The following is a 22,175-nucleotide window of genomic DNA, read 5'->3' as shown; positions in this document are numbered from 1 at the left end:
AGGTGGCAGTCATCGGCGTTGGATGCCGCGGATGGAGGGGAGGAGCATCGCGAGGTTGAGCAGTCCGATGAAGCTCAGCACGATGACGATGAGGATGGCGCAGTAGGCGAAGGCGTTGCCGAAGCGACCGGCGTCGACCTCGGCCAGGATCTGGCTGGTCATGATCTTGGTCTGCGGCGTGGTGATGAAGACGATCGGTGACAGGGTCGTCATCGACCGCGCAAAGGCGTAGGTCAGGCCCGAGAGCAGCGCCGGGCGGATGAGGGGGAGGGTCACCGTCCGGAAGGTGGTGAGGCTGTCCGCGCCGAGGCTTGTCGCCGCCTCGTCGATGGCCGGGTTGATCTGTTGCAGGGCGGCGATGCCGGCCCGTTGACCCGACGGGAGCGAACGTGCGACAAAGACCATGACGATCGCCATCGACCCACCGAGGATGGCCGAGCCACCGGCGACCGCCGGGAACCACTGCCGCCCACCGAAGATCGTTGGCGTGTTGAACGCGATCGCGTAGCCGATGCCGATGACCGTGCCCGGCACCGACAGTCCGAGCATGCCGATGAAGTCCATGAGCCCGGACGTCCGCTTGAGCTTGCGGACGACGAGCCACGCGATGAGCATGCCCAGCAGCCCGGCGATCGGGGTGGCGATGAGCGCGAGCAGGGTGGTCGTGAACATCGCGTCCGAGCCGATCCCGGCGAGGACGAACCGGTAGTGCGCGAGGGTGAAGTCGTTGTTCACGCCGAAGATCTTGACGAACCCACCGAAGATCACCGTGGCGTACATCAGGACGACGAGGCTCGCAACGAAGACAGCCACGATGAGAATCGGGATGCGCAGCGCGGGAGCGGTGATGAGCTCGGGGCTGCCAGCCGGCTTGCCCGTCACGCTGACGACGTTCTTGCGACTCACCCAGTAGCGCTGGAGCAGGAAGACGCTCAGCGCAGGGAGAAGCAGGACGAGCGAGTATGCCGCTCCGCCGGCAACGTTGTACTCGCCCGTCACAGCGAGGTAGGCCCGCGACGCCAGGACCGTGTAGTCGCCGCCCAGGACAAGGGGATTGGCGAGGTCGGCGATCGACTCGACGAAGAGGAGCAGGAACGATCCGGCGATCCCCGGGATGAGCATCGGCAAAGTGACGGAGGTGAAGATCTTGAGCTTGTTGGCACCCAGGTTGGCCGCGGCCTCGTCCAGGCTCGGGTCGAGGCTCTCGAGCATCCCCTTGAGGTTCATGTAGGACACGGGGAAGAACGACAGGGTGAGGACGAAGACCAGGCCCTTGAGCCCGTAGATGTTGATGTCGAGCCCGAAGACCCCGTTGCTGATGATCCCGTTGCGCCCGAAGAGTGTGATGGCTGCTGTGGCCACCGCAAACGGCGGCGACACGATGGGCATGAGCGAGATGAGGTGGAGCAGCTTCTTGCCGCGGAACTTGAGACGCACTTGGGCGTAGGCCATGACGAAGCCGACCCCGGTCCCGAGCACCGCGACGATGACGCCGAGCTGGACGGTGTTCCAGAGGATGCGCCGGTTGACTGGGTTCGTCAGCATCGAGCTGACGATCTCCCAGCCCTCCCTGGAGAAGGCCACGGTGAGGATCCGCACGAGGGGGAGCCCGACGATGACGGCGAGGAGCAGGACGACGACGGTCACCATCGCGATGAGGGTGAGGTCGCGTCCGGAGCCGCGGCGCGGTCGGGGCGAGGGGTGGCTCGCCCCGACCGGGTCAGCGGCTGCGGGGAGCAGCGTGGTGGTCATGGGTCTGGTCGCCGTCACTCCTTGGGAGCGGGCGCGACCTCGGCGTCGAACTTCGCGGTCAGTTCCTTCTTCTTCTCACCGGCGGCGAGGGAGTCGTAGTCGACGAGCTTGACCTCGTCGAGCTTGACCATGTCATCGGTGATCTTGGCGTCGGGATTCGTCGGGATCTGGAAGCTGCCGACGGTCGGCCCGATGTTCTGGTGGTCCGGGGTCAGGGACCAGTCGATGAACTTCTTCGCGTTCTCGGCGTTGGGGCCACCCTTGACGACGGAGACCGCGCCGATCTCGTAGCCGGTGCCCTCACTGGGGAAGGTCGACTCGAGCATGTCGAAGCCTTCCTTCTGGTACTTCACGCAGTCGTGGCTGAAGATCACGCCGACGGCGACCTCGCCGCGCCCGGCCATCTGCCCGGGTGCCGAACCGCTCTTGGAGTACTGGAGGACGTTGTTGTGCAGCTTGGCGAGGTAGCCGAACGTCTTGGTGACGTCCATGCCGTTGAGGACCATCTGTGTCCACACAGCCGTGTATGCCGTGCCGGACGTCGACGGGTGCGCCATCGCGACCTGATTCTTGAGCTTGGGATCGAGCAGCTCCGCCCACGACGTGGGGGCAGCAGCGACGCCGGCCTTGGCGAGCTGGTCCTTGTTGGAGCAGAAGCCGAGGACGCCGACATAGGTGCCGGTCCACTTGCCGTCCTTGTCCTTGTACTTGTCCGGGATCACGGCTGCGTTGGGGGAGACGTAGGGCTCGATGAGTCCCGCGTTGAAGGCAGCCACGTGGCCATCGGACGGTCCGCCGTAGAGGACGTCGAACTCGGGCTTGGACTTGGCGGCATCGAGTCGGGCAACTCCCTCACCCGAACTCATCCGGACGAACGAGGTCTTGATGCCCGAGGCCTTGGTGAAGGCGGCGGCCATGGCCTGGCACTGCTCCTCCTGGGGCGTGCAGGCCACGACGACCTCACCGGTGCCCTTGATCGAACCGCCACCGGAGCCACTGGCGCCCGGGGTGGAGGTGGTGGGCTCTTCGACGGCGCACGCTGCCAGGAGCGTGGTGAGCCCAAGGGGAACCGCGAGGAGGATGGCGGAAGAACGGGTACGACGCATGGCGGTTGACTCCTTTGTCAATGACCGACCGTGACACTTACGGCCTGCTGCGGGCCCGACACTAGGTCGCCCCGGCGCGCGAACGGGTCACGAAACAGGGTCAGTCGGTCACGTTCCTGTGACCGAGTCATCGGTCTCGACAGGGGGCTGGACGTAGCGATAGCCCACACCGCGCACGCTCTGGATGCAGCCCTTGGCCACCGGGTCGATGGACTCGAGCTTGAGCCGCAGCCGATACACCGCGGTCTTGAGGAGTTCGCGGCCACCCAGTGGTTGGGCGTCGCCCCAGCCGAGAAGGAGCAGCTGGCGGAACGGCAGGTCCTCGTCGGGATGGGTGACGAGGGCTGCCAGCAAACGGTATTCGTGCGAGGTCAGGTCCACCCGCTTGCTGGTGACGTAGGCCGTGGCCGACCTGAGGTCGAGGGTGACCGGGCCTGCTTGCGTGAGCGCCCCACGGCTGAGCGGGGAGCGTCGTACCAGCCCGGCCGCCCGCAGAGCCAATTCTCGTGGATGGAAGGGCTTGGTGACGTAGTCGGAGGCCCCGGCCTCGAGGCCGGCGATGCGTTGCGAGGTCTCGCCCAGTGCGGTCAGGAGGATGACCGGCACCGGCTTGGTCGACGTGACCCGCCTGCACAGCTCGATGCCGGACATCCCGGGCAGCATGACGTCGAGGACGACGAGATCGACCTGCTGCTCGTTGATGATCGTCCACGCCTCCTCCGCAGACCCGGCGGTCAGGGTCGTGAAGTCCTGGGTCTCGAGCGCGAAGGTGATGATGTCGCGCATCGCGGGCTCGTCCTCGACGACGAGGGCGCGCCACGGGGCTTCTGTCATGTCTCCACCTTGTCCTCTCCCGCCGGGAAGGTCACAAGCATTGTCGTGCCGTGTTGGGCGATGGTGTCCACGAGGATCCGGCCGCCGTGGAGCTCCGCAATGTGCGACGAGATGTAGAGGCCGAGGCCCGTGCCCTCGCCGACGGGTGCGCTGCTCGAGAACCGGGCGAAGAGGCGGGAGCGTTCGGCCTCGCTCATCCCACGGCCCTGGTCACTGATGGCGATGATGACGTTGCCATCGGCAGTCAGGCCCCGGACCACGACGGCGTTCGCGGGGGAGTCGTCGTGCCGCAGTGCGTTTCCGACGAGATTGCTCACCAGCTGGTGGATGAGTTGCGGATCGAGATAGACCCGCGTGGGAGGACCCGGTGCGTCGAGGGCGATGGCGCGGTGGTGGTGCACCTGACGCAGTTCGCGCACGACCGTGCGCAGGTAGGCCCGCAGCTCGACCTGGCGCAGGTGCACCTCGAAGAGTCCGGCTTCGATGCGGGCGTGGGCAAGCAGGTCCTCGGCGAGGGCGATGACGTGCTCGGCGCTTCCGGAGATCGTGTCGACGAACTTGGCCTGCGTCGTGGTGAGCGGTCCCGGAGTCTCCTCGGCGAGGAGGTCCGCCGAGCCCTTGATGAGCGCCAGCGGTGTGCGGACCTCGTGGCTGAGGACGGACACCTGGTCGGCCCGTCTCAGGGCGAGATCGTGCAGCCGGGCGATCTCTCGAGTGCTCGTGCGCAACCGGATCCGGAGACGGCGCATCCACCACACGAGAACGATGATCACGAGCCCCATTGCCAGGAGGCCCGCTTCCAGGGCCGAGGTCATGGGGGCGACCCTACGACGCCGCCGGGTACCTTGTGCCCATGTTGCGTGTGGGTCTCACTGGTGGAATCGGGTCGGGCAAGTCGACGGTCGCGAAGCTCCTGGCGGAGCTGGGTGCCGTCGTTGTCGACGCAGACGTTGTGGCCCGCGAAGTGGTCGAACCGGGTATGCCGGCCCTCACCGAGATCCGCGAACGCTTCGGGGACGTTGTGCTCACCGCTGACGGCGAGCTGGACCGGCCCGCGCTGGGGCGCGTGGTCTTCACCGACCCGAGCGCGCTGGCCGATCTCGAGGGGATCACTCACCCGGCGATCTGGAAGCGCACCGCCGAGCTCATGAGCGCCGTGCCCACGAACACCGTTGTCGTCCACGACATGCCGCTCATCGTCGAGAAGCACATGGGCGCTGACTACCACTTGGTCGTCGTCGTCGGCGTGGCCGAGGAGGAGCGGCTCGCGCGGCTCGTGCGCGACCGTGACATGCCCACCGAGGACGCTCAAGCCCGCATCGACGCCCAGGCCGATGACGAGGACCGGATGGCCGCCGCTGACATCTGGCTCGACAACAACGGGACGCGTGAGCACCTTGAGGCCGAGGTTCGCAGACTCTGGGCCGAGCGGCTGGAACCGTTCAACGAGAACCTGATTCACGGCATACGCGCTCGTCGCCCGGACGCACTGACGCTCAGTTCACACAGGGCCGAGTGGTCGGCCGAGGCAGCACGCCTCATCGCGCGCCTCCAGCGGGCGTTGGGGGACCGAGCGGTCAGCGTCGACCACATCGGCTCGACCGCGGTTCCTGGGCTCGTCGCCAAGGACGTCATCGACCTCCAGATCGGCGTCCGATCCCTGTCAGATGCCGATGCACCGGAGTTCGTGGAAGCGTTGCAGCGCAGCGGTTTTCCGCGCGTGCCCGACAGCACCAGGGACAACGGCAAGGACGGCACGGAGTGGCCCAAGCGGTTCCACGGCAGTGCGGACCCCGGCCGAGTCGCTCACATTCACGTGCGCGAGGTCGATGGGCCGGGCTATCGCTGGGCGCTGGACTTCCGCGACTGGCTACGCACGGACGCCGAGGCGCGGGAGGAGTACGCGGCTCTCAAGATGGACCTGCTGGCACAGATGATCACGACCGACGACTACACCGATGCCAAGGAGCCGTGGTTCGACTCCGTGCATGAGCGCGTGACGGGTCACTCGCCGGGATAGGTGACCCCAACATCGGCGCGCACTGCGTCGAGGACCTCCATGATCCGCAGGGTTTCGGCCGCGGGGAGGAGCGGACTCTCGGTGAGGCCGGCGTCGACGCAGCGCGCGGCTTCGCAGAACTCGAAGTGCAGCCCGTGGGTGCGGCTCTCGGGCTCCCACGAGATGTCGGTCTGCGCGTCGCGTGACACGAACCGGACCCGTGAGGGGGCGTACCAGCTGCTCGAGGGGTTGTCCGGGTCGCCGAGCTCGAGTCGCCCTGCGGTGCCGTTGATGCTCGCCGTCGTGGGCGTCCGCGTGGTCATGGTCGCGTGCAGCAGACCGCGACCACCCCGGGTGCCGGTGACGAGGATGGTCTCCTCCGCGTCGACCCCCTCGTCGGTGAGGCGGCCCGTGGCGGTGACGGTGTCGATCCCGCCGAGCGCGAAGCTGGCGAAGGACGTGGGATACATCCCGAGGTCGAGGAGCGCGCCGCCGGCCAGTGCCGGGTCGGAGAGGCGCTGCGGCCCGCCCGGGTAGAGCGGCTGGCCGTGGTCGGCGAAGACGTTCTCGACCTCACCGAGCAGGCCGTCCTCGAGGCACTGCCGCACGACATCGATGCCGGGCAGGAAACGTGTCCACATGGCCTCCATCGCCAACAGGCCCTTGGCCTTCGCGGTGTCGAGGATGTCGCGCGCCTCGGCAGCGTTGCGTGCGAACGCCTTCTCGACGAGGACGTGCTTGCCGGCGTTGAGCGCGAGCAGCGCCTGGGCATGGTGCTCGGAGTGAGGGGTGGCGATGTAGACGATGTCGACGTCGGGGTCGTTGACCAGCTCTTCATAGGACCCGTATGCCGTGTGCGCACCGAACTCGTCCGCGAAGGCCTGCGCCCTGGTCAGGTCGCGCGACGCGACCGCCTGGATCACCTGGTCGGTCTCGGCACGCAGGGCCGTGACGCTCTCTCGGGCGATGTAGCCGGGCCCGAGGACTCCCCACCGAAGGGTCGGGGCAGTGCGCGGGTCGGGGGTGCGGGGGAAGGGCAGCGTCGTGGTCACGGGACCATCGTCGCGCACGAAGTGACTCCGTGTCAGGGAGGTACCCGTCCGGCATACGCGACTGTCCTGTGCCACGGCGGGCACGACTGTCAGTGGCACGGCATACCGTGGACGCATGCGTCCCACCACAGACTTGAAGCGCACCGTCGCACCGTTCCAGGTCGTGTCCGACTTCGAGCCGGCCGGCGACCAACCCGCAGCGATCAAGGACCTGACCGAGCGGATCAACGCCGGCCAGCAGAACGTCGTCCTGCTCGGTGCCACCGGCACGGGCAAGTCGGCGACGACGGCGTGGCTCGTCGAGCAGGTGCAGCGGCCGACGCTCGTCATGGCCCCCAACAAGACGCTCGCGGCCCAGCTCGCCAACGAGTTCCGGGAGCTGTTGCCCAACAACGCGGTTGAGTACTTCGTGAGCTACTACGACTACTTCCAGCCCGAGGCGTACGTCCCGCAGACCGACACCTACATCGAGAAGGACTCGTCCATCAACGACGAGGTCGAGCGGTTGCGGCACTCGGCGACGAACTCGCTGCTCACCCGTCGTGACGTCATCGTGGTCGCGTCGGTGTCCTGCATCTACGGTCTCGGGACACCGCAGGAGTACGTCGACAAGATGGTGCAGCTGCGCGTCGGTGACGAGCTCGACCGCGACGACCTGCTGCGGCGGTTCGTGCAGATGCAGTACACGCGCAACGACCTGGCGTTCACCCGTGGGACGTTCCGGGTGCGCGGCGACACGGTCGAGATCATCCCGATGTACGAAGAGCTCGCAGTCCGCATCGAGTTCTTCGGCGACGAGGTCGACAAGATCTACACGCTGCACCCGCTCACCGGCGAGATCGTGCGCGACGAGCAGGAGATGTACGTCTTCCCCGCCTCGCACTACATCGCCGGACCGGAGCGCATGGAGCGCGCCATCGCCGGGATCGAGCACGAGCTCGCGGAGCAGCTCAAGACGTTCGAGAGCCAGGGCAAGCTGCTCGAGGCCCAACGACTGCGCATGCGCACCACCTACGACATCGAGATGATGCGCCAGGTGGGGTCGTGCTCGGGGATCGAGAACTACTCGATGCACCTCGACGGTCGCACCGCCGGCACGGCTCCGAACTGCCTGCTCGACTACTTCCCCGAGGACTTCCTTCTCGTCCTCGACGAGTCGCACGTGACCGTGCCCCAGATCGGTGCGATGTACGAAGGCGACGCCTCACGCAAGCGGACCCTCGTCGACCACGGCTTCCGCCTGCCGTCGGCCATGGACAACCGCCCGCTCAAGTGGGAGGAGTTCCTCGAGCGCATCGGTCAGACCGTCTACCTGTCCGCGACGCCGGGCAACTATGAGATGGCGCAGGCCGACGGTGTCGTCGAGCAGATCATCCGCCCGACGGGGCTCATCGACCCCGAGATCGTCCTCAAGCCCACCAAGGGCCAGATCGACGACCTGCTCCACGAGATCAACCTGCGAGCTGCCAGGAACGAGCGCGTGCTCGTGACGACCTTGACGAAGAAGATGGCCGAGGACCTCACGGACTACCTGTTGGACAAGGGTGTGCGGGTTCGCTACCTCCACTCCGACATCGACACGTTGCGGCGGGTCGAGCTGCTGCGCGAGCTGCGGCTGGGGGAGTACGACGTCCTCGTCGGCATCAACCTGCTGCGTGAGGGTCTCGACCTTCCCGAGGTCTCGCTGGTGTCCATCCTCGACGCCGACAAGGAGGGCTTCCTCCGGTCGGCCCGCTCGCTCATCCAGACCATCGGTCGCGCTGCCCGAAATGTCTCCGGTCAGGTGCACATGTACGCCGACAAGGTGACGCCCTCGATGCAGGAGGCCGTGGACGAGACGAGTCGTCGACGCGAGAAGCAGGTCGCCTACAACCTCGAACGCGGCGTCGACCCGCAGCCGTTGCGCAAGCGGATCGCCGACATCACCGACATGCTCGAACGCGAGGATGCCGACACCGAGGAGCTGCTCGGTTCGGGTCGTGCTCGCTCGCGGGGCAAGAGCGATGGCGGTCGTGGCGGTCGCGGGGCTCTGGCTGCGGATGCGGTCACGGTCGGTGCCGGTCGGCTCGAGAACATCGCTGCCGGGGACCTCGCCAACCTCATCCAGGAGCTCACGACGCAGATGCACAAGGCTGCGGCGGACCTCCACTTCGAGCTCGCGGCACGTCTGCGTGACGAGGTCGGCGACCTCAAGAAGGAGCTTCGCCAGATGAGTGAGGCCACGAAGTGAACCTGACGGGCCTGGTCTGGGTAAGCGCATGACTCCCGACGAGGTGAGCGCTTACGCGTTGAGCAAGCCCGGTGCGTGGGCCGACCAGCCCTGGGAAGGCGACGACGTCGCCAAGGTCGGCGACAAGATCTTCGCCTTCCTCGGCGGTGGCGGGCCCGATGGTGCCCGCGTCGGCGTCAAGCTCGGGTCACGGGCCGAGGCCGACGAGTGGATCGCCGAGTTTCCGGACGACGCTGCTGTTTCGCCCTACATCGGGCGCCACGGCTGGAACACCTTGGCGATCGGTGGTGCCGTCCCCGACGAGGCGTTGCGCGAGGCAATCGACACGTCGTACGACCTCGTCGTCGGGAAGCTGCCCCGAAGTCAGCGGCCCGACAGTTCGTCCAGCAGGTCCAGCTGACGGGTCCAGGCGCTCGATTCCACGTCGATGACGATGAAGTGGTCGCCGGCGATCTCGACGACTGACGCGTCCGCGCCGGCCCTGGTGGCTGCGGCCACGTAGTCGGTGGACTGGCTCGGTGGCACGTTCTCATCGCTGCCGCCATGGATGCAGCGCACCGGCACCTTGAGCGGGATCTGCTGCTGCGGGTCGTAGGCCACGTCCGCCTTCGTGGGCGCATGGCCCAGGAGCGCTTCGACGGCCCCGCTGCCGAGGTCGTCGTCGTGGGCGGCTCGCAGGTCGAGGACTCCGGCCTGCGAGAGCGCGCCGGTGATGTGGACCTTGGCGCCCTGCCATTGAGGTTGGTCCTGCCGACCTGCGGCCCACACTGCGAGGTGCCCGCCGGCGGAGTGCCCGAGCGTGAGCGTCGTGGTGGTGTCCAGGCCGTCGATGTCGGCGAGCTTGTCGATGGCCGCGTCGACGTCATCGAACGTGGCGGGAGCGCCGCCGCCGTTCCCGACCCGGCGGTACTCGATGTTCCAGGCCGTCCAGCCCTGCCCGGCCAGGGATTGCGCGAGGGGGCGCCCCAGGTCGAGGTCGTACGCCGACTTCCAGAAGCCACCGTGAATGACCACCACGACACCCTTGCTCGCACCTGCAGGCTTGGTCAGCTCGCCGAACTGGCTCTCGTCGTCGCCATAGCTGATCCGCATCGGTCCATCTCCATCGGTGGTCGAATCGGGCGTTGAGGCCTCACACGCCGCGAGGGGCAGCACTGTCGCGGCGAGGAGGATCGACCTGCGAGTGGGCACGAACGCACCCTATGCCGCCAGTGGGTCAGGCCCTCGTTCCACGTCGCGCCATGGGGCAGTCGAAGCCTTGGGCGGCTCGCCGGATTTGGTGGGCTGTCGGTGGGTCGTGATGGACTGTTCCTACGCTAACGGGAAGCTGCGTGCTCGTCGTGAAATTCGGCGAATTCGCTTACAGCAGAACCGGATTCATCTGTGGATATCGCGAATATCGAACTCACGTTCGGGTAGAATCAAGGCATGGAACTCGATGCCGCACTCACCACTTTGAAGGCCGCCACGGCCTCGGTGGTCGATGCGTTGCGCGAGGCAGATCTGACCGGGTTGTCCCGCGAGCAGCTTGTCTGTGTGGTCGAGGCGGCGCACCGTGCGAGCAACACCATGGCGGGGGTGCAGACCGTCGCGGTGGCGCACCTGGCCGCGGTGGAGGACAACGTTGATGTGCACGGTGCGTGGGTGGAGCAGCACCGCGGGCTGGGGCACGTGTCCTTGGATGCCCCCGGGTTGATCGCGCCGGTGTTGGGCATCAGTGCGCAGGCAGCCTCGACGTTGGTCGAGTTGGCGGTGCACCAGGTGAGCAGGACCCCGCGCCTGGTGGGAGCGATGTTGTCCGGTGACCTGGACCCGTGGCGGGCCCGGGTGGTCACCACCGAGGTGGAGATCATCCCGAAGGACACCGAAGCGAACACGAACGCGAACGCGGATACGGACAGGGGCACCCAGCACAGTGCGGCGGAAGCAGCAGATGCGGCCGGAGGAGCCGAAGCGGCGGATGCGGCGGGCGATGCTGACGACGCTGAGGCGTGCGGTGGCGCGGGGGAGGAAGAGTCCGACGGCGCTCAGGACATCGTGGACGACCTGTTCGAGCACTACGAGGGCCGCGGCCAGGGCTGGCACGAGACTGCTGGTCCGTTGCGGGGTCGGGTGCGGCGGATGGTCGCGCGGGCTCACCCCGACCTGGTCGAGAAGGAGGCAGCGGAAGCGCGTGAGGGGCGGTCGGTGCGGCGTTCTCCGGCGACGTTGGGTACCGATCACTGGGAGGCCGACCTGCCGGTGGAGGTGTCGTTGCCGATGTGGCAGGCCGTCGAAGCCCTCGCACGGGAACTCAAGAACGCGGACCCGTCCCTGAAGATCGACCAGGCCCGCGCTGATGCCCTCGCGCAACTGGTTTTGCAGCAGGCCGACATCACGATCCACCTGCACGGCACCGTGCCCGAGGACACCACCGAACCGGCAGGCAGGGACCGCGACACCAGTGCGGCCACCTCGGCCTCGACCTCGTCCTCGCCGACCCGCAAGCCCTCGTCGGCCCATAAGTCCTCGTCGACCCGCAAGTCCTCGTCGGCCCGCAAGCCCTCGTGGGCCGAGGGCGGCCCTGCACCGGAATCCGCAGGTGAACCGGAACCCGCAGCTGCGGCTGCGGCGGAACGGACATCAGCTGGGCGGTTGACCGAGGTCGGTGGGTTGGGTTCGACGCAACCGACCCTGCTTGACCTGGTCCGGCTCGCCGCTGCTCGTGGCGTGAAGGTCGTGCCCTCGACAGCGTTGACCTGCCACCGTGACACGGGGGCGATCATCGGCGGTATCGTGCCGGCGTCGTTGGCCAGGCTGGTCCGCAAAGACGCTGCCCGGCGCAGCGACAAGTACGTCGTCCCAGCGGACATGGCCCGCCTCGTGCGGTTGCGTGATGGGCGGTGCCGCTTCCCGAACTGTGTGGTTCCCGCGAGCAAGACCGACCAGGACCACGTCGTCGCGTGGCCGGTCGGTGAAACGATCCCGATCAACCTGATGTGTTTGTGTCGACGGCATCACCGGGTCAAGCAACGCCCCGGTTGGAGGGTTCGACTCGACCCCGATGGGGTCGTGCACTGGACCGACCCCACCGGCCGGGTCAGCGCGACTCATCCGATCAACCACCTCGAACGCATTACCGTCCCGTTGGGCCCAGACGTGCCCGAAAGGTGCGAACACTCCGACGCGGCCACTTTCGACGACATGGTCCGCACCCACCTGCGTGACCTCGACGCGATCCCGTCCGTGTTCGAGGACCACCTGTGGCGTCAGCTCGAGACCGCTCACAAGGGCTCCGCCCTCGGCCCGCCGCCACCACAGCGATACGCGGACGAAGTCAGGGTCATCTGGTCTCACCCCACTGACGAGATCACCTTCGAGCACGCGGGCACGAGTCACGGCCCCGGCCAACGGCCCATCACCCACGACCCACCCTTCTGAGGATGCTGCTGGTCGCTGACTGACCGGAGGGGCCTCCTCGAACGGGGGCGGGCCCACTCCGGTGGTCAGGATTCATCTCACGAGCGAAGCCGTGCGAGCGGAGGGCGGGCCTCCTTCAGCGGAGGGCGGGCCCACTCCGGTGGTCAGGATTCATCTCACGAGCGAAGCCGTGAGAGAATCCTGACCAGCGGAGGGGAGTATCCCCAGTGCGGTTTCCTCGTCATCACGGCTGGCCTCAGCGCCAGCCCGGGGAGCCGGTCCAGCCTTCAGGGGCGGGAGAGACCTCCGGGCCATGTCCCCAACCTCGAAAGGTTGTCCGCTTTGCATTCTCTCAGCACCCTCGCAGCGGCGACACCGTCCATGAACGTCGCCACGTGGCAGTGGCTCCTGACCATCGGTATCGCCGTCGCCGTCCTGATCTTCGACGTGGTCATGATCGCGCGCAATCCGCATCGACCCGCCACGAAGGAACTGGTCCTCGCCCTGTCGTTCTACGTGGGCGCTGCAGTCCTCTTCGGCGTCTGGGTGTGGTTGAGCCACGGCAGTCAGCTGGCGGGTGAGTTCTATGCAGGGTGGCTGACCGAGTACTCGCTGTCGGTCGACAACCTGTTCATCTTCCTGTTGATCATGGCGAAGTTCGCCGTGCCCGAGAAGTTCCAGCAGACCGCCCTCATGTGGGGCATCATCATCGCGATCGTCCTGCGCGGCATCTTCATCTGGCTGGGCGCGGCTGCGATCAACAACTTCTCGTGGGTCTTCTACATTTTCGGCGCGTTCCTCATCTACACCGCGATCAAGCTCGCGACGGAGGGTGAGAGCGACGACGAGGAGTACGAGGAGAACCGCTTCATGAAGTGGGTCGAGAACACGCTCCCGTCGACCAAGGAGTGGAGCAGCAAGCTCTTCACGAAGGAGAACGCGAAGCGCGTCGTCACGCCGCTCTTCATCGTGGTCCTGGCACTGGGCACGACCGATCTGCTCTTCGCGCTCGACTCGATCCCGGCGATCTACGGCCTCACCAAGGAGCCCTACCTCGTCCTCACTGCGAACCTCTTCGCGCTGATGGGTCTGCGGCAGCTGTACTTCCTGCTGGGTGGCCTGCTGCAGAAGCTCGTCTACCTCAGCCTCGGCCTCTCGGTGCTGTTGGCCTTCATCGGCGTCAAGCTCATCCTCCACGCGCTCCACGAGAACGAGCTGCCGTTCATCAACGGTGGCGAGCACATCAGGGTCCCGGAGATCCCGATCGCGGTCTCGCTCGGCGCGATCGTCGTCATCCTCGGTGTCACGACGGTGGCCAGCCTCTGGAAGACCAAGCGCGACGCCAAGGCGGAGATCAACGCCTGAGCCGCGCACACGGCATACGCCGTGTGAAAACGTCTAGGACCCCGTCGATTCGGCGGGGTCCTTGCGTGTCCCGAGACCGAGGACGATCGCTGACGCGAGGACGACGAGCGTCATGCCGACCAGCTGCCAGCCGTTGAGCGTCTGACTGAGGACGAGCAACCCCGCCAGGGCAGCCGCTGCTGGCTCGAGGCTGAGCAGGATGCCGAACGCCTGGGCGCTGAGGCGACGCAGCGCGACGAGCTCGAGGGAGTACGGCAGGACCGAGGACAGCACGGCGATCCCGAGGCCCTTGGCGATGAGCCCGCCGGTCCAGTCGGGGACGGACGCGATCCCCAGCGGCAGGGTGACGACGCTGGCGACGACCATCGCGAGGGCGAGTCCTTCGAGCTTCTCGAACTCGGCTCCCGTTCGCCCGCTGAAGATGATGTATGCCGCCCAGAACGCTCCCGCTGCCGCGGCCAGTCCCAGCCCGGTGAGGTTGAGCTCGGCGAAGGGCACCGAGAGCGCCTGCGAGATGAGGAGGACTCCACCGGCGGCAGCGGCGACGGCAACGAGGTCCACGGCTCGTCGCGACATGGCCGCCGCGAGGAGCAGGGGCCCCAGGAACTCGATCGTCACCGCGACGCCGATGGGCAGGTGGGCGAGCGAGCCGTAGAACGTGAAGTTCATGAGCCCCAGCGCGAGCCCGAAGCCGATGACGGTCAGCCAGGCGCGGCGTGAGTGCCCCCGCCAGCGTGGCCGCACGATCGCGAGCAGGATGACGGTTGCGAAGAGCAGCCGCATGACCACCGAACCGCCGGCGCCGATCTCGGGGACGAGGGTGGCCGCGAGGGCACCACCGAACTGCACCGAGATGATGCCGGCGAGGACGAGGAGCGGGGCGGGCACACTCTCGAGACGACGCACGTCGTCAGGCTAGGTCGCCCCACTCACCAACCGCGTTCGCGCCACTCCGTGAGATGGGGTCGCTCGGCTCCGAGGGTGGTGTCGCCGCCGTGGCCCGGGTAGACCCAGGTCTCGTCATCAAAGACGTCGAAGAGTCGTGCGGAGACGTCCTCGATGAGGCTGTCGAAGCTCTGGCCGGGGTTCTTGGTGTTGCCGATCCCACCGGGAAAGAGTGAGTCGCCGGTGAAGAGGTGCGTGTGCCCGGCGGGGTCGGCGTACGCCACCGCCACCGATCCGGGGGTGTGTCCGCGCAGGTGGATGACCGCGAGCTCACACTGGCCGACGGTGATCCGATCGCCCTGGGCGAGGCGGACATCGGGGCGCACGGGCAGGGCCTCGGCGTCGTCGCGCCCGGCGTAGGTGCGCGGATGGAACGCGTCGACGAGGTCGGGCAGAGCCCGCACGTGGTCCCAGTGCTGGTGGGTCGTGACGATGTGTTCGAGGCTGCCGGTGCCCTCACGGATGAGGGCGGTGAGCCGGGTCGGGTCGTCGGCCGCGTCGATGAGGAGCTGCTCCCCAGTGGCGCGGCAGGTCAGCAGGTAGGCGTTGTTCGACATCTCCGACACCGCGATCTTGCGGATGACGAGGTGCTCGAGCTCGCGGGTGTCAGTGGGACCGCCGGGGGCCACGTCGCCGGTGTAGTCCGTCATCGTCACAGTCCGGCCGTGAGGTCCGGGAGGGCGTCGCTGCGGACGCCCGACGGGTCCTGGCGGGCCAACCAGTGGAGTATGCCGCCGCGCGTGCCTTCGACGGCCGTGTCGCCGTCGCTGATGGTCCAGACATCACCCTCGTCGCTGCGGATCGTGACGGAGGGCGCTGCGGGCGCGCCCTGTTGGCGCTTGAGCTCGTTCTCGATGAAGAGGGTCTGGAGGTCCTTGTCGAGGTCGTCGAAACCGAACCCGAGGTCGAGGTCGACGTGGTGGTAGATGACCTCGCGCAGGCGCATGAACGTGAGCATCCCGCCCTTGAAGGTCGGTCCACCGGGCGTCCGCTCCAGCACGATGTCGCGGTGCTCATCAGTGAGACGAGCGAGGTCGGCGCTGAGGGGCCCCGCGGTCTCCTCGACATCCGCCACGACGACCTCGGGTGGACGGCCGACACCGGCATCGATGTCGAGGTCGCGCTGTTCCGGTGAGGCGTACATCGTCTCGCCGGTGCCGTCGACGGCCGACGCCACGAGGCGGCTCAGGGCCTCCGCGTTGCGCGCGATGTGGTTCAGGACGTGGTCGCGGCTCCACCCCTCGCACAGGCTCGGGGCCGTGAGGTCGTCGGCGCCACGGGCGTCGGAGACCAGTCGGGCGGTGTGATCATCAATGGCGGCAAGGAGATCGGTCACGACGTCAGGCTACGCGCGAGCGCCACAACGTGCCCATGCCTTGCGCGTCCGTGGTGACGACCCAGACCTCATCACCATGGGCGATCGCGGAGACGGGTGTCCCATCGGGTCCGTCACCGACCGACCAGTCCTCGCCCGACCGCTGCAGCACCTTGCTGCCCTTGCCGGACGGCACGACGAAGTCGTCCTTCCCGTCGACACTCACGGGCGGGAGGACGCTGGCGTTCTCGGTCACCTCGATGTCGGGTATGCCGGGTGCGTTCGTTGTCGTGGTGCCGCCCACCTCCCAGAGGCTGAAGCGTCCGCCGACCGTGCCCGCGACGAGGCACTGGTGTGGGGTGCACGTGGCAGCGTGCGCTTCGGCGAGGGTGCTGCCCTGTGAGGGGACCGCGTGGGGGAGGTCCACCCGGGTCCACGGACCGTCCGCATCAGGTGAGGTCCACACGGCGGGACTCACTGTGACGGAGCCGGGCTCGAGTCGGGTGAGGGAGCCGGACAGGACGAGACCGTCGCCCCCGGACGTGATGGCCGTCGCGCCGACCAGCTCTGACGGGGTGCTGCCCAAGGGGGTGCCGGTGGATGTCTGCCGGGCCCATCGGGGGCCGGTGCGGTTCCACGTCGCGATGTCCAGACCGGTTCGGTCGCTCTGCCAGGCACCGAGAATCACGGGTGACGTGCCGGCATACGCCATGCCGGCAAGGTCTCCCGCGCCGTAGCTGCCGAAGACCCCGAAGGGCTGTTCCTGCTCTGCCACACCGGTCGTGGTGCCCGACCACGTCGTCCAGCGGTAGTTGCCGTGGGCTCCACCGCGCGCGCCGGCGATGGCGTCGATGTGACCGTCGCGGGCGACGATCTGTGACCAGCGGCCCTCGAAGGCGTAGGGGGAGCGTGGGGTGAGCGGGACGTCGCGCAAGGTCGTGGGACTTGTCCCGACCAGGATGCGGGGGTGTGGCCGCTCGCTGCTGAAGGCGCCGACGAGGACAGTGCTGTCGTCGCTGGCCAGGGTCACCGCGGACAGTCCTGGAGGCAGTGCGACCCGTTGCCAGGAGAGGCCGAGGTGGCTCGTGGGGCCGGTGGTGCGCGTGGGCTCGGGGGAGTCGGTGCTGCACGCACCGACGAGGAGTCCCGATCCCACGAGGACCCCGAGCATGAGTGAACGCGCCTTCACCCCTGTCACTGTAGGTGCGCCTGTGGTGGGCGCGAGGAGTCTTCGTCAGAGGCTGAGTTCCTAACCAGAGTCAAGCCACTTGGCGGCTCGTAGGCTTGGTGTTGGCGGGCCCGGATGTTGGAGCGCTTTGCGACTTCTGTGACTCCGGGCTCGCCGCCTGCTTGCGGCGGTCGCGCATCTGCTTGTGGCGGAGGTTGTCGCGGTGCCGCGCAGGGATCTGGTATCGCTCTTTGACGATGGCTCGGCCCTCGGCTTCGGTGATGGGGGTGCCGTCGACGTCGCGTAGGGCGTAGGGCTGGCCGGTGCGCATGCAGGTCGCGATGCGGGTGAGCAGTTGGGTGGCCAGGTGGCAGATCGCGGAGTCATGGTGGCGGTCGCCGACCATCAGTCGCTGGTATTTCGCGGCGATCTGCGGGTCGATCTTGCGGGCTTGGTCGGCGGCGGTGAACAACATTTCGCGCAGCAGGGGGTCGCCGGCTTTGGTGATTGAGGACTCGACCTTGCGGACCCCGGACTGGCTGACTTTGGGGACCAGCCCGGTGTAGGCGCGGATCGCGGCCAGCGAAGTGAACCGGTGCGGGTCGCCGATCCGGCCGGCGATGACGGCGCTGATCACCGGGCCCACTCCGGGGGCGGAGGCCACGATGCCCTGGGGGTCGGCTTCGGCGTAGAGGTTCGCGACCCGCTCGTCGATCTGCTTGATCTGACGGGTCAGGAACAAGGCTTGCTCGGCCTCGTGGCCGATGTCGTCGGCGAGCTCGGCAAAGTCCATCCCGGCAGGTCCCCACAGGGCGAGGGTGTCTTTGGCTGCCACGACCAGTCCTGCTGCGTGATCCTGACGCCACGCACCGCGCGAACGAGCGATCAGGAACCTGGCCAGCCGTGCCTGACCGAGCCGGATCACCGCGTTCGGGTCGGCATAGCGGGCCAGGAACTCGAGCGCAGCGATGCCATAGTTCGACCGGAGCACCTCGTACCAGGCAGGGCCCAGGAGCTCGACCAGAGCGTCGAGCCGGGAGTAGACCGCAGTGCGGCGCTTGACCATCGTCGAGCGCTGCTTGACCAGCCGCCGTAGCGCGTCGGCTGGTCCCTGGCCGGAATACTCACGCAAGCCTTCGGGGTGCAGCATCGGCAACCTGGCGAGCAGTTCAGAGTCGATCCGGTCGTTCTTGGTGTGCTTGGAGTAGTACTTCCGCAGGTCCGCCGACTGCGTCGTCGGGACCATCACCACCCGGGCTCCGCGACGCCGGAACCATTCCGCGACCACGATCCACGCATTGCGGGTGGGCTCAACAACGACCGTCAAATCGCCCGGGTCACAAAGGTCCAGATCGGCCCACAACCGATCAAGATCCGCGGGCCGGGTCCAGAACTTTCTGCCCCGCCACACGGTCGCGCCATCGCGTACGAGTGTCGCTTGATGCGCAGCCCTGCAGGCCACGTCGATACCCAATGTCAATACCATCGTCACCGCTCCTGTCAGTCGGATCCTGATCCATCAGGTGACTGACCCTCGCGGCCGCGGCCCAGACATTCTCTAAGCAGGAGTCCACGCCAACCGGCTGGCTCCAAGTTCCCGAACAGGGACACCGCATCGACCAGACACCGGCTCGCGGACGACCACTCAGCGCTCAGGGATCACCACGTGTCCCGGTCGGTGGTTCGGCCGCCCGCGAACCTACCCCAACGCTAAATGTCGGTGGCGACACCTAGCATGGTGAACGTGACTTCTGCTGTGACCCCCACGCCCGCCCGACGCTCCGGGAGCGCCACCCACGACCGCCTCATCGTGCGTGGTGCGCGTGAGCACAACCTCAAGGACGTCTCGGTCGACCTCCCGCGCGACTCGCTCGTCGTCTTCACGGGTCTGTCGGGGTCCGGCAAGTCCTCGCTCGCCTTCGACACGATCTTCGCCGAGGGACAGCGCCGCTATGTCGAGTCGCTGTCCGCCTATGCCCGTCAGTTCCTCGGGCAGATGGACAAGCCAGACGTCGACTTCATCGAGGGACTGTCCCCGGCCGTCTCGATCGACCAGAAGTCCACCAACCGCAACCCGCGCTCGACCGTCGGCACGATCACCGAGGTCTACGACTACCTCCGCCTGCTGTTCGCCCGTGCCGGCCGACCGCACTGCCCAACGTGTGGCGAGCCGATCACGCGGCAGAGCCCGCAGCAGATCGTCGACCAGCTGCTCGAACTGCCCGAGCGCACCCGCTTCCAGGTGCTCGCGCCGGTCGTGCGGGCCCGCAAGGGGGAGTTCGTCGACCTCTTCGCCGAGCTGCAGTCCAAGGGCTTCGCTCGAGCGCGCGTCGATGGCGAGGTCGTCTCTCTGGCCGAGCCGCCGACGCTCGAGAAGCAGATCAAGCACACGATCGACGTCGTGGTCGACCGCCTCGTCGCCAAGGGTGGCGACGCCTCGTCCAAGCGGCGTCTCACCGACTCCGTCGAGACCGCGCTGGGCCTTGCTGGTGGTGTCGTGCTCATCGAGTTCGTCGACGTCCCCGAGGGAGCCGAGGGTGAGGCCCTGCCCCGCGAGCGACGCTTCTCCGAGAAGATGGCCTGTCCCAACAACCACCCGCTGGCGATGGATGAGGTCGAGCCCCGCTCCTTCTCGTTCAACTCACCCTTTGGTGCCTGCACGGTCTGCACCGGCATCGGCACCGAGCTCGAGGTCGACCCCGAGCTCGTCGTCCCCAATGACGACCTGTCCCTGGCCGAGGGCGCCATCGCGCCATGGGCGTCCGGCAGTGGCGCGTCCGAGTACTTCCAGCGGGTTCTCGGCGCTCTCTCCGAGGAGCTGAAGTTCAGCATCGACGCCCCGTGGCGGTCCCTGCCCGAACGCGCCAGGGAGTCACTCCTCCACGGCCGCAACCACAAGGTCCACGTCAAGTACAAGAACCGCTTCGGTCGTGAGCGCTCCTACACGACCGGCTTCGAGGGCGCGATCCCGTTCGTGAAGCGTCGGCACGCCGAGACCGACTCCGAGTGGAGCCGTGAGCGCTACGAGGGCTACATGCGCGAGGTGCCCTGCCCTGCCTGTCGAGGCAGCCGGCTCAAGCCCGAGTCGCTCGCCGTCCTCATCGGCGGCAAGAGCATCGCCGACGTCTGCTCCCTCCCCATCTCCGAGTCGGCTGGCTTCCTCGAGCACGTCGACTTCACCGTGCGCGAGCAGCAGATCGCCGAGCGGGTCATCAAGGAGATCAACGCCCGACTCGGCTTCCTCCTCGACGTCGGCCTCGACTACCTCAGTCTCGACCGGCCGTCCGGCACCCTGTCCGGTGGTGAGGCACAACGCATCCGGCTCGCCACCCAGATCGGCTCCGGCCTCGTCGGCGTCCTCTACGTCCTCGACGAGCCGAGCATCGGGCTGCACCAGCGCGACAACCACCGGCTCATCGAGACCCTGACCCGACTGCGAGACCTCGGCAACACGCTCATCGTCGTCGAGCACGACGAGGACACGATCGCCACCGCCGACTGGGTCGTCGACATCGGCCCGGGCGCGGGCGAGCACGGGGGAGAGGTCGTCCACTCCGGCACCGTCGCCGACCTGCTCACCCACCCCACGTCGATCACCGGCAAGTACCTCTCGGGTCGCGCCGAGATCCCGCTCCCGGCCGTCCGCCGGCCGCAGGAGAAGGGCCGCGAGGTCACCGTCGTCGGCGCTCGCGAGCACAACCTCCATGACGTCACCGCCAGCTTCCCCCTCGGCAACCTCGTCGCCGTGACCGGTGTGTCCGGCTCGGGCAAGTCCACGCTGGTCAACGACATCCTCTACCACGTGCTCGCCAACAAGCTCAACGGCGCACGACACGTCCCCGGTCGCCACAAGACGGTGACCGGGCTCGAGCATCTCGACAAGGTCGTCCACGTCGACCAGGGCCCGATCGGCCGCACACCGCGCTCCAACCCGGCCACCTACACGGGCGTCTTCGACGCGATCCGCAAGCTCTTCGCAACGACGACCGAGGCCAAGATCCGCGGCTACCAGCCCGGGCGCTTCTCGTTCAACGTCAAGGGTGGTCGCTGCGACGCCTGCTCCGGCGACGGCACGATCAAGATCGAGATGAACTTCCTGCCCGACGTCTACGTGCCGTGCGAGGTCTGCCACGGCGCCCGTTACAACCGCGAGACGCTCGAGGTCCACTTCAAGGGCAAGACCATCGCCGACGTCCTGGACATGCCGATCGAGGAGGCGGCCGAGTTCTTCGCGGCCGTCCCGGCGATCGCCCGTCACATGACGACGCTCACCGAGGTGGGCCTGGGCTACGTGCGGTTGGGGCAGCCGGCTCCCACGCTCTCCGGTGGCGAGGCGCAGCGCGTCAAGCTCGCGACCGAGCTGCAGAAGCGTTCGACGGGCCGGACGATCTACGTCCTCGACGAGCCCACGACGGGTCTGCACTTCGAGGACATCCGCAAGCTCCTCGGCGTCCTCCAGGGCCTCGTCGACAAGGGCAACACCGTCATCGTCATCGAGCACAATCTCGACGTCATCAAGTGCGCGGACTACATCGTCGACCTCGGACCCGAGGGCGGCAACAAGGGTGGCTCCGTCGTCGCGACCGGCACGCCCGAGCAGGTTGCGCTCCACCCAGACAGCTACACCGGCCACTTCCTCGCGCCGGTGCTCGCGAAGACGTCACGCACGACGACGCGTCCCACGGCAGCAGCCAAGAAGAAGGCCGTTCCCACCAAGGCGATCACATCGAAGACGACAGCTGCCGCAAGGGGAGTCGCCCCGAAGAAGGCGACCGCGAAGACCGCTGCGACCAAGAAGGCTGCGGCACCCAAGAAGACCGCGGCGGCGCGCGCCGCGACGCGGACCGAGACGACGGCCGCGACGTCGGCCCGGCCGTCCACGGGTGCCAAGACGACCAAGACAGCCAAGACGACCAAGACAGCGAAGCGGACGCCGCGCAAGAGCGCGTAGGTGAGCGGGCGGCATACTCCCCGTCTGTCAACCCGCCCATGAGAAGGCCCCGCACCAAC

The 22,175-nt window shown here is 67.5% G+C and carries 17 protein-coding genes; 6 read left to right on the top strand and 11 right to left on the bottom strand.

Annotated elements, in window-relative coordinates; genetic code table 11:
• Positions 1-9: 9 nt before the first annotated feature.
• From JNB_RS03560 to JNB_RS03545, 4 genes are all read right to left on the bottom strand, one after another.
• Entirely contained in the window at positions 10-1,752 is a 1,743-nt protein-coding gene (locus tag JNB_RS03560) for an iron ABC transporter permease (protein WP_009775040.1), read from the bottom strand.
• 14 nt (positions 1,753-1,766) lie between these two features.
• A complete protein-coding gene (locus JNB_RS03555) occupies positions 1,767-2,858 on the bottom strand; it encodes an ABC transporter substrate-binding protein (protein ID WP_009775039.1) in 1,092 nt (363 codons plus the stop codon).
• 108 nt (positions 2,859-2,966) lie between these two features.
• Positions 2,967-3,692, bottom strand: coding sequence for a response regulator transcription factor (locus tag JNB_RS03550; RefSeq protein WP_009775038.1), 726 nt, complete (start codon positions 3,690-3,692; stop codon positions 2,967-2,969).
• Complete coding sequence (locus JNB_RS03545) at positions 3,689-4,507, bottom strand: sensor histidine kinase KdpD (protein WP_009775037.1); 819 nt, start codon at positions 4,505-4,507, stop codon at positions 3,689-3,691. Before JNB_RS03545 ends, JNB_RS03550 begins: the two co-directional genes overlap by 4 nt.
• Before the next feature lie 38 nt (positions 4,508-4,545).
• On the opposite strand from JNB_RS03545, the gene coaE reads away from it, so the two are divergent.
• On the top strand, positions 4,546-5,712 hold the full coding sequence (gene coaE / locus JNB_RS03540; protein WP_009775036.1) for a dephospho-CoA kinase: 1,167 nt from the start codon (positions 4,546-4,548) through the stop codon (positions 5,710-5,712).
• Here coaE and JNB_RS03535 read toward each other — a convergent pair.
• A complete protein-coding gene (locus tag JNB_RS03535; protein WP_237700604.1) occupies positions 5,697-6,743 on the bottom strand; it encodes a Gfo/Idh/MocA family protein in 1,047 nt (348 codons plus the stop codon). The two genes, coaE and JNB_RS03535, sit on opposite strands and share 16 nt — an antisense overlap.
• 115 nt (positions 6,744-6,858) lie before the next feature.
• Between JNB_RS03535 and uvrB the strand changes: the two genes are divergently transcribed.
• Together uvrB and JNB_RS03525 are read left to right on the top strand one after the other, a co-directional pair.
• Entirely contained in the window at positions 6,859-8,973 is a 2,115-nt protein-coding gene (gene uvrB / locus JNB_RS03530) for an excinuclease ABC subunit UvrB (protein WP_009775034.1), read from the top strand.
• Between the two features lie 28 nt (positions 8,974-9,001).
• Positions 9,002-9,373, top strand: coding sequence for an MmcQ/YjbR family DNA-binding protein (locus JNB_RS03525; RefSeq protein WP_009775033.1), 372 nt, complete (start codon positions 9,002-9,004; stop codon positions 9,371-9,373).
• On the opposite strand, the gene JNB_RS03520 is transcribed toward JNB_RS03525, so the two are convergent.
• Complete coding sequence (locus tag JNB_RS03520; protein WP_009775032.1) at positions 9,337-10,164, bottom strand: S9 family peptidase; 828 nt, start codon at positions 10,162-10,164, stop codon at positions 9,337-9,339. The two genes, JNB_RS03525 and JNB_RS03520, sit on opposite strands and share 37 nt — an antisense overlap.
• A gap of 237 nt (positions 10,165-10,401) precedes the next feature.
• On the opposite strand from JNB_RS03520, the gene JNB_RS03515 reads away from it, so the two are divergent.
• On the top strand, positions 10,402-12,393 hold the full coding sequence (locus JNB_RS03515) for an HNH endonuclease signature motif containing protein (protein ID WP_009775031.1): 1,992 nt from the start codon (positions 10,402-10,404) through the stop codon (positions 12,391-12,393).
• Between the two features lie 360 nt (positions 12,394-12,753).
• Complete coding sequence (locus JNB_RS03510) at positions 12,754-13,737, top strand: TerC family protein (protein ID WP_009775030.1); 984 nt, start codon at positions 12,754-12,756, stop codon at positions 13,735-13,737.
• A gap of 33 nt (positions 13,738-13,770) precedes the next feature.
• On the opposite strand, the gene JNB_RS03505 is transcribed toward JNB_RS03510, so the two are convergent.
• The 5 genes from JNB_RS03505 to JNB_RS03485 form a co-directional block, all read right to left on the bottom strand.
• Complete coding sequence (locus JNB_RS03505) at positions 13,771-14,643, bottom strand: DMT family transporter (RefSeq protein WP_009775029.1); 873 nt, start codon at positions 14,641-14,643, stop codon at positions 13,771-13,773.
• 23 nt (positions 14,644-14,666) lie between these two features.
• Positions 14,667-15,332, bottom strand: coding sequence for an MBL fold metallo-hydrolase (locus tag JNB_RS03500; protein WP_040883555.1), 666 nt, complete (start codon positions 15,330-15,332; stop codon positions 14,667-14,669).
• A gap of 2 nt (positions 15,333-15,334) precedes the next feature.
• Entirely contained in the window at positions 15,335-16,018 is a 684-nt protein-coding gene (locus JNB_RS20260; RefSeq protein ID WP_009775027.1) for a maleylpyruvate isomerase family mycothiol-dependent enzyme, read from the bottom strand.
• A gap of 4 nt (positions 16,019-16,022) precedes the next feature.
• The gene (locus tag JNB_RS03490; RefSeq protein WP_009775026.1) at positions 16,023-17,186 is read right to left on the bottom strand and encodes a hypothetical protein; all 1,164 of its coding nucleotides are present in this window, start codon (positions 17,184-17,186) and stop codon (positions 16,023-16,025) included.
• Between the two features lie 70 nt (positions 17,187-17,256).
• A complete protein-coding gene (locus JNB_RS03485) occupies positions 17,257-18,651 on the bottom strand; it encodes an IS110 family transposase (protein ID WP_083784559.1) in 1,395 nt (464 codons plus the stop codon).
• Positions 18,652-18,900: 249 nt separating this feature from the next.
• On the opposite strand from JNB_RS03485, the gene uvrA reads away from it, so the two are divergent.
• Complete coding sequence (gene uvrA, locus JNB_RS03480; RefSeq protein ID WP_009775024.1) at positions 18,901-22,116, top strand: excinuclease ABC subunit UvrA; 3,216 nt, start codon at positions 18,901-18,903, stop codon at positions 22,114-22,116.
• Positions 22,117-22,175 lie beyond the last annotated feature (59 nt).

Source organism: Janibacter sp. HTCC2649, from assembly GCF_000152705.1.
In the GTDB taxonomy this organism is placed as follows: domain Bacteria; phylum Actinomycetota; class Actinomycetes; order Actinomycetales; family Dermatophilaceae; genus Knoellia.
Note: the sequence above shows the minus strand (reverse complement) of the source record. Positions and strands in the feature narration are given on the sequence as shown.

Excerpts from the sequence above, each read along its gene's own strand:
- JNB_RS03560 (WP_009775040.1), bottom strand. The coding sequence starts at position 1,752 with ATGACCACCACGCTGCTCCCCGCAGCCGCTGACCCGGTCGGGGCGAGC.
- JNB_RS03555 (WP_009775039.1), bottom strand. The coding sequence starts at position 2,858 with ATGCGTCGTACCCGTTCTTCCGCCATCCTCCTCGCGGTTCCCCTTGGG.
- JNB_RS03550 (WP_009775038.1), bottom strand. The coding sequence starts at position 3,692 with ATGACAGAAGCCCCGTGGCGCGCCCTCGTCGTCGAGGACGAGCCCGCG.
- JNB_RS03545 (WP_009775037.1), bottom strand. The coding sequence starts at position 4,507 with ATGACCTCGGCCCTGGAAGCGGGCCTCCTGGCAATGGGGCTCGTGATC.
- coaE (WP_009775036.1), top strand. The coding sequence starts at position 4,546 with ATGTTGCGTGTGGGTCTCACTGGTGGAATCGGGTCGGGCAAGTCGACG.
- uvrB (WP_009775034.1), top strand. The coding sequence starts at position 6,859 with ATGCGTCCCACCACAGACTTGAAGCGCACCGTCGCACCGTTCCAGGTC.
- JNB_RS03525 (WP_009775033.1), top strand. The coding sequence starts at position 9,002 with ATGACTCCCGACGAGGTGAGCGCTTACGCGTTGAGCAAGCCCGGTGCG.
- JNB_RS03515 (WP_009775031.1), top strand. The coding sequence starts at position 10,402 with ATGGAACTCGATGCCGCACTCACCACTTTGAAGGCCGCCACGGCCTCG.
- JNB_RS03510 (WP_009775030.1), top strand. The coding sequence starts at position 12,754 with ATGAACGTCGCCACGTGGCAGTGGCTCCTGACCATCGGTATCGCCGTC.
- JNB_RS03500 (WP_040883555.1), bottom strand. The coding sequence starts at position 15,332 with ATGACGGACTACACCGGCGACGTGGCCCCCGGCGGTCCCACTGACACC.
- JNB_RS03485 (WP_083784559.1), bottom strand. The coding sequence starts at position 18,651 with ATGGTATTGACATTGGGTATCGACGTGGCCTGCAGGGCTGCGCATCAA.
- uvrA (WP_009775024.1), top strand. The coding sequence starts at position 18,901 with ATGGTGAACGTGACTTCTGCTGTGACCCCCACGCCCGCCCGACGCTCC.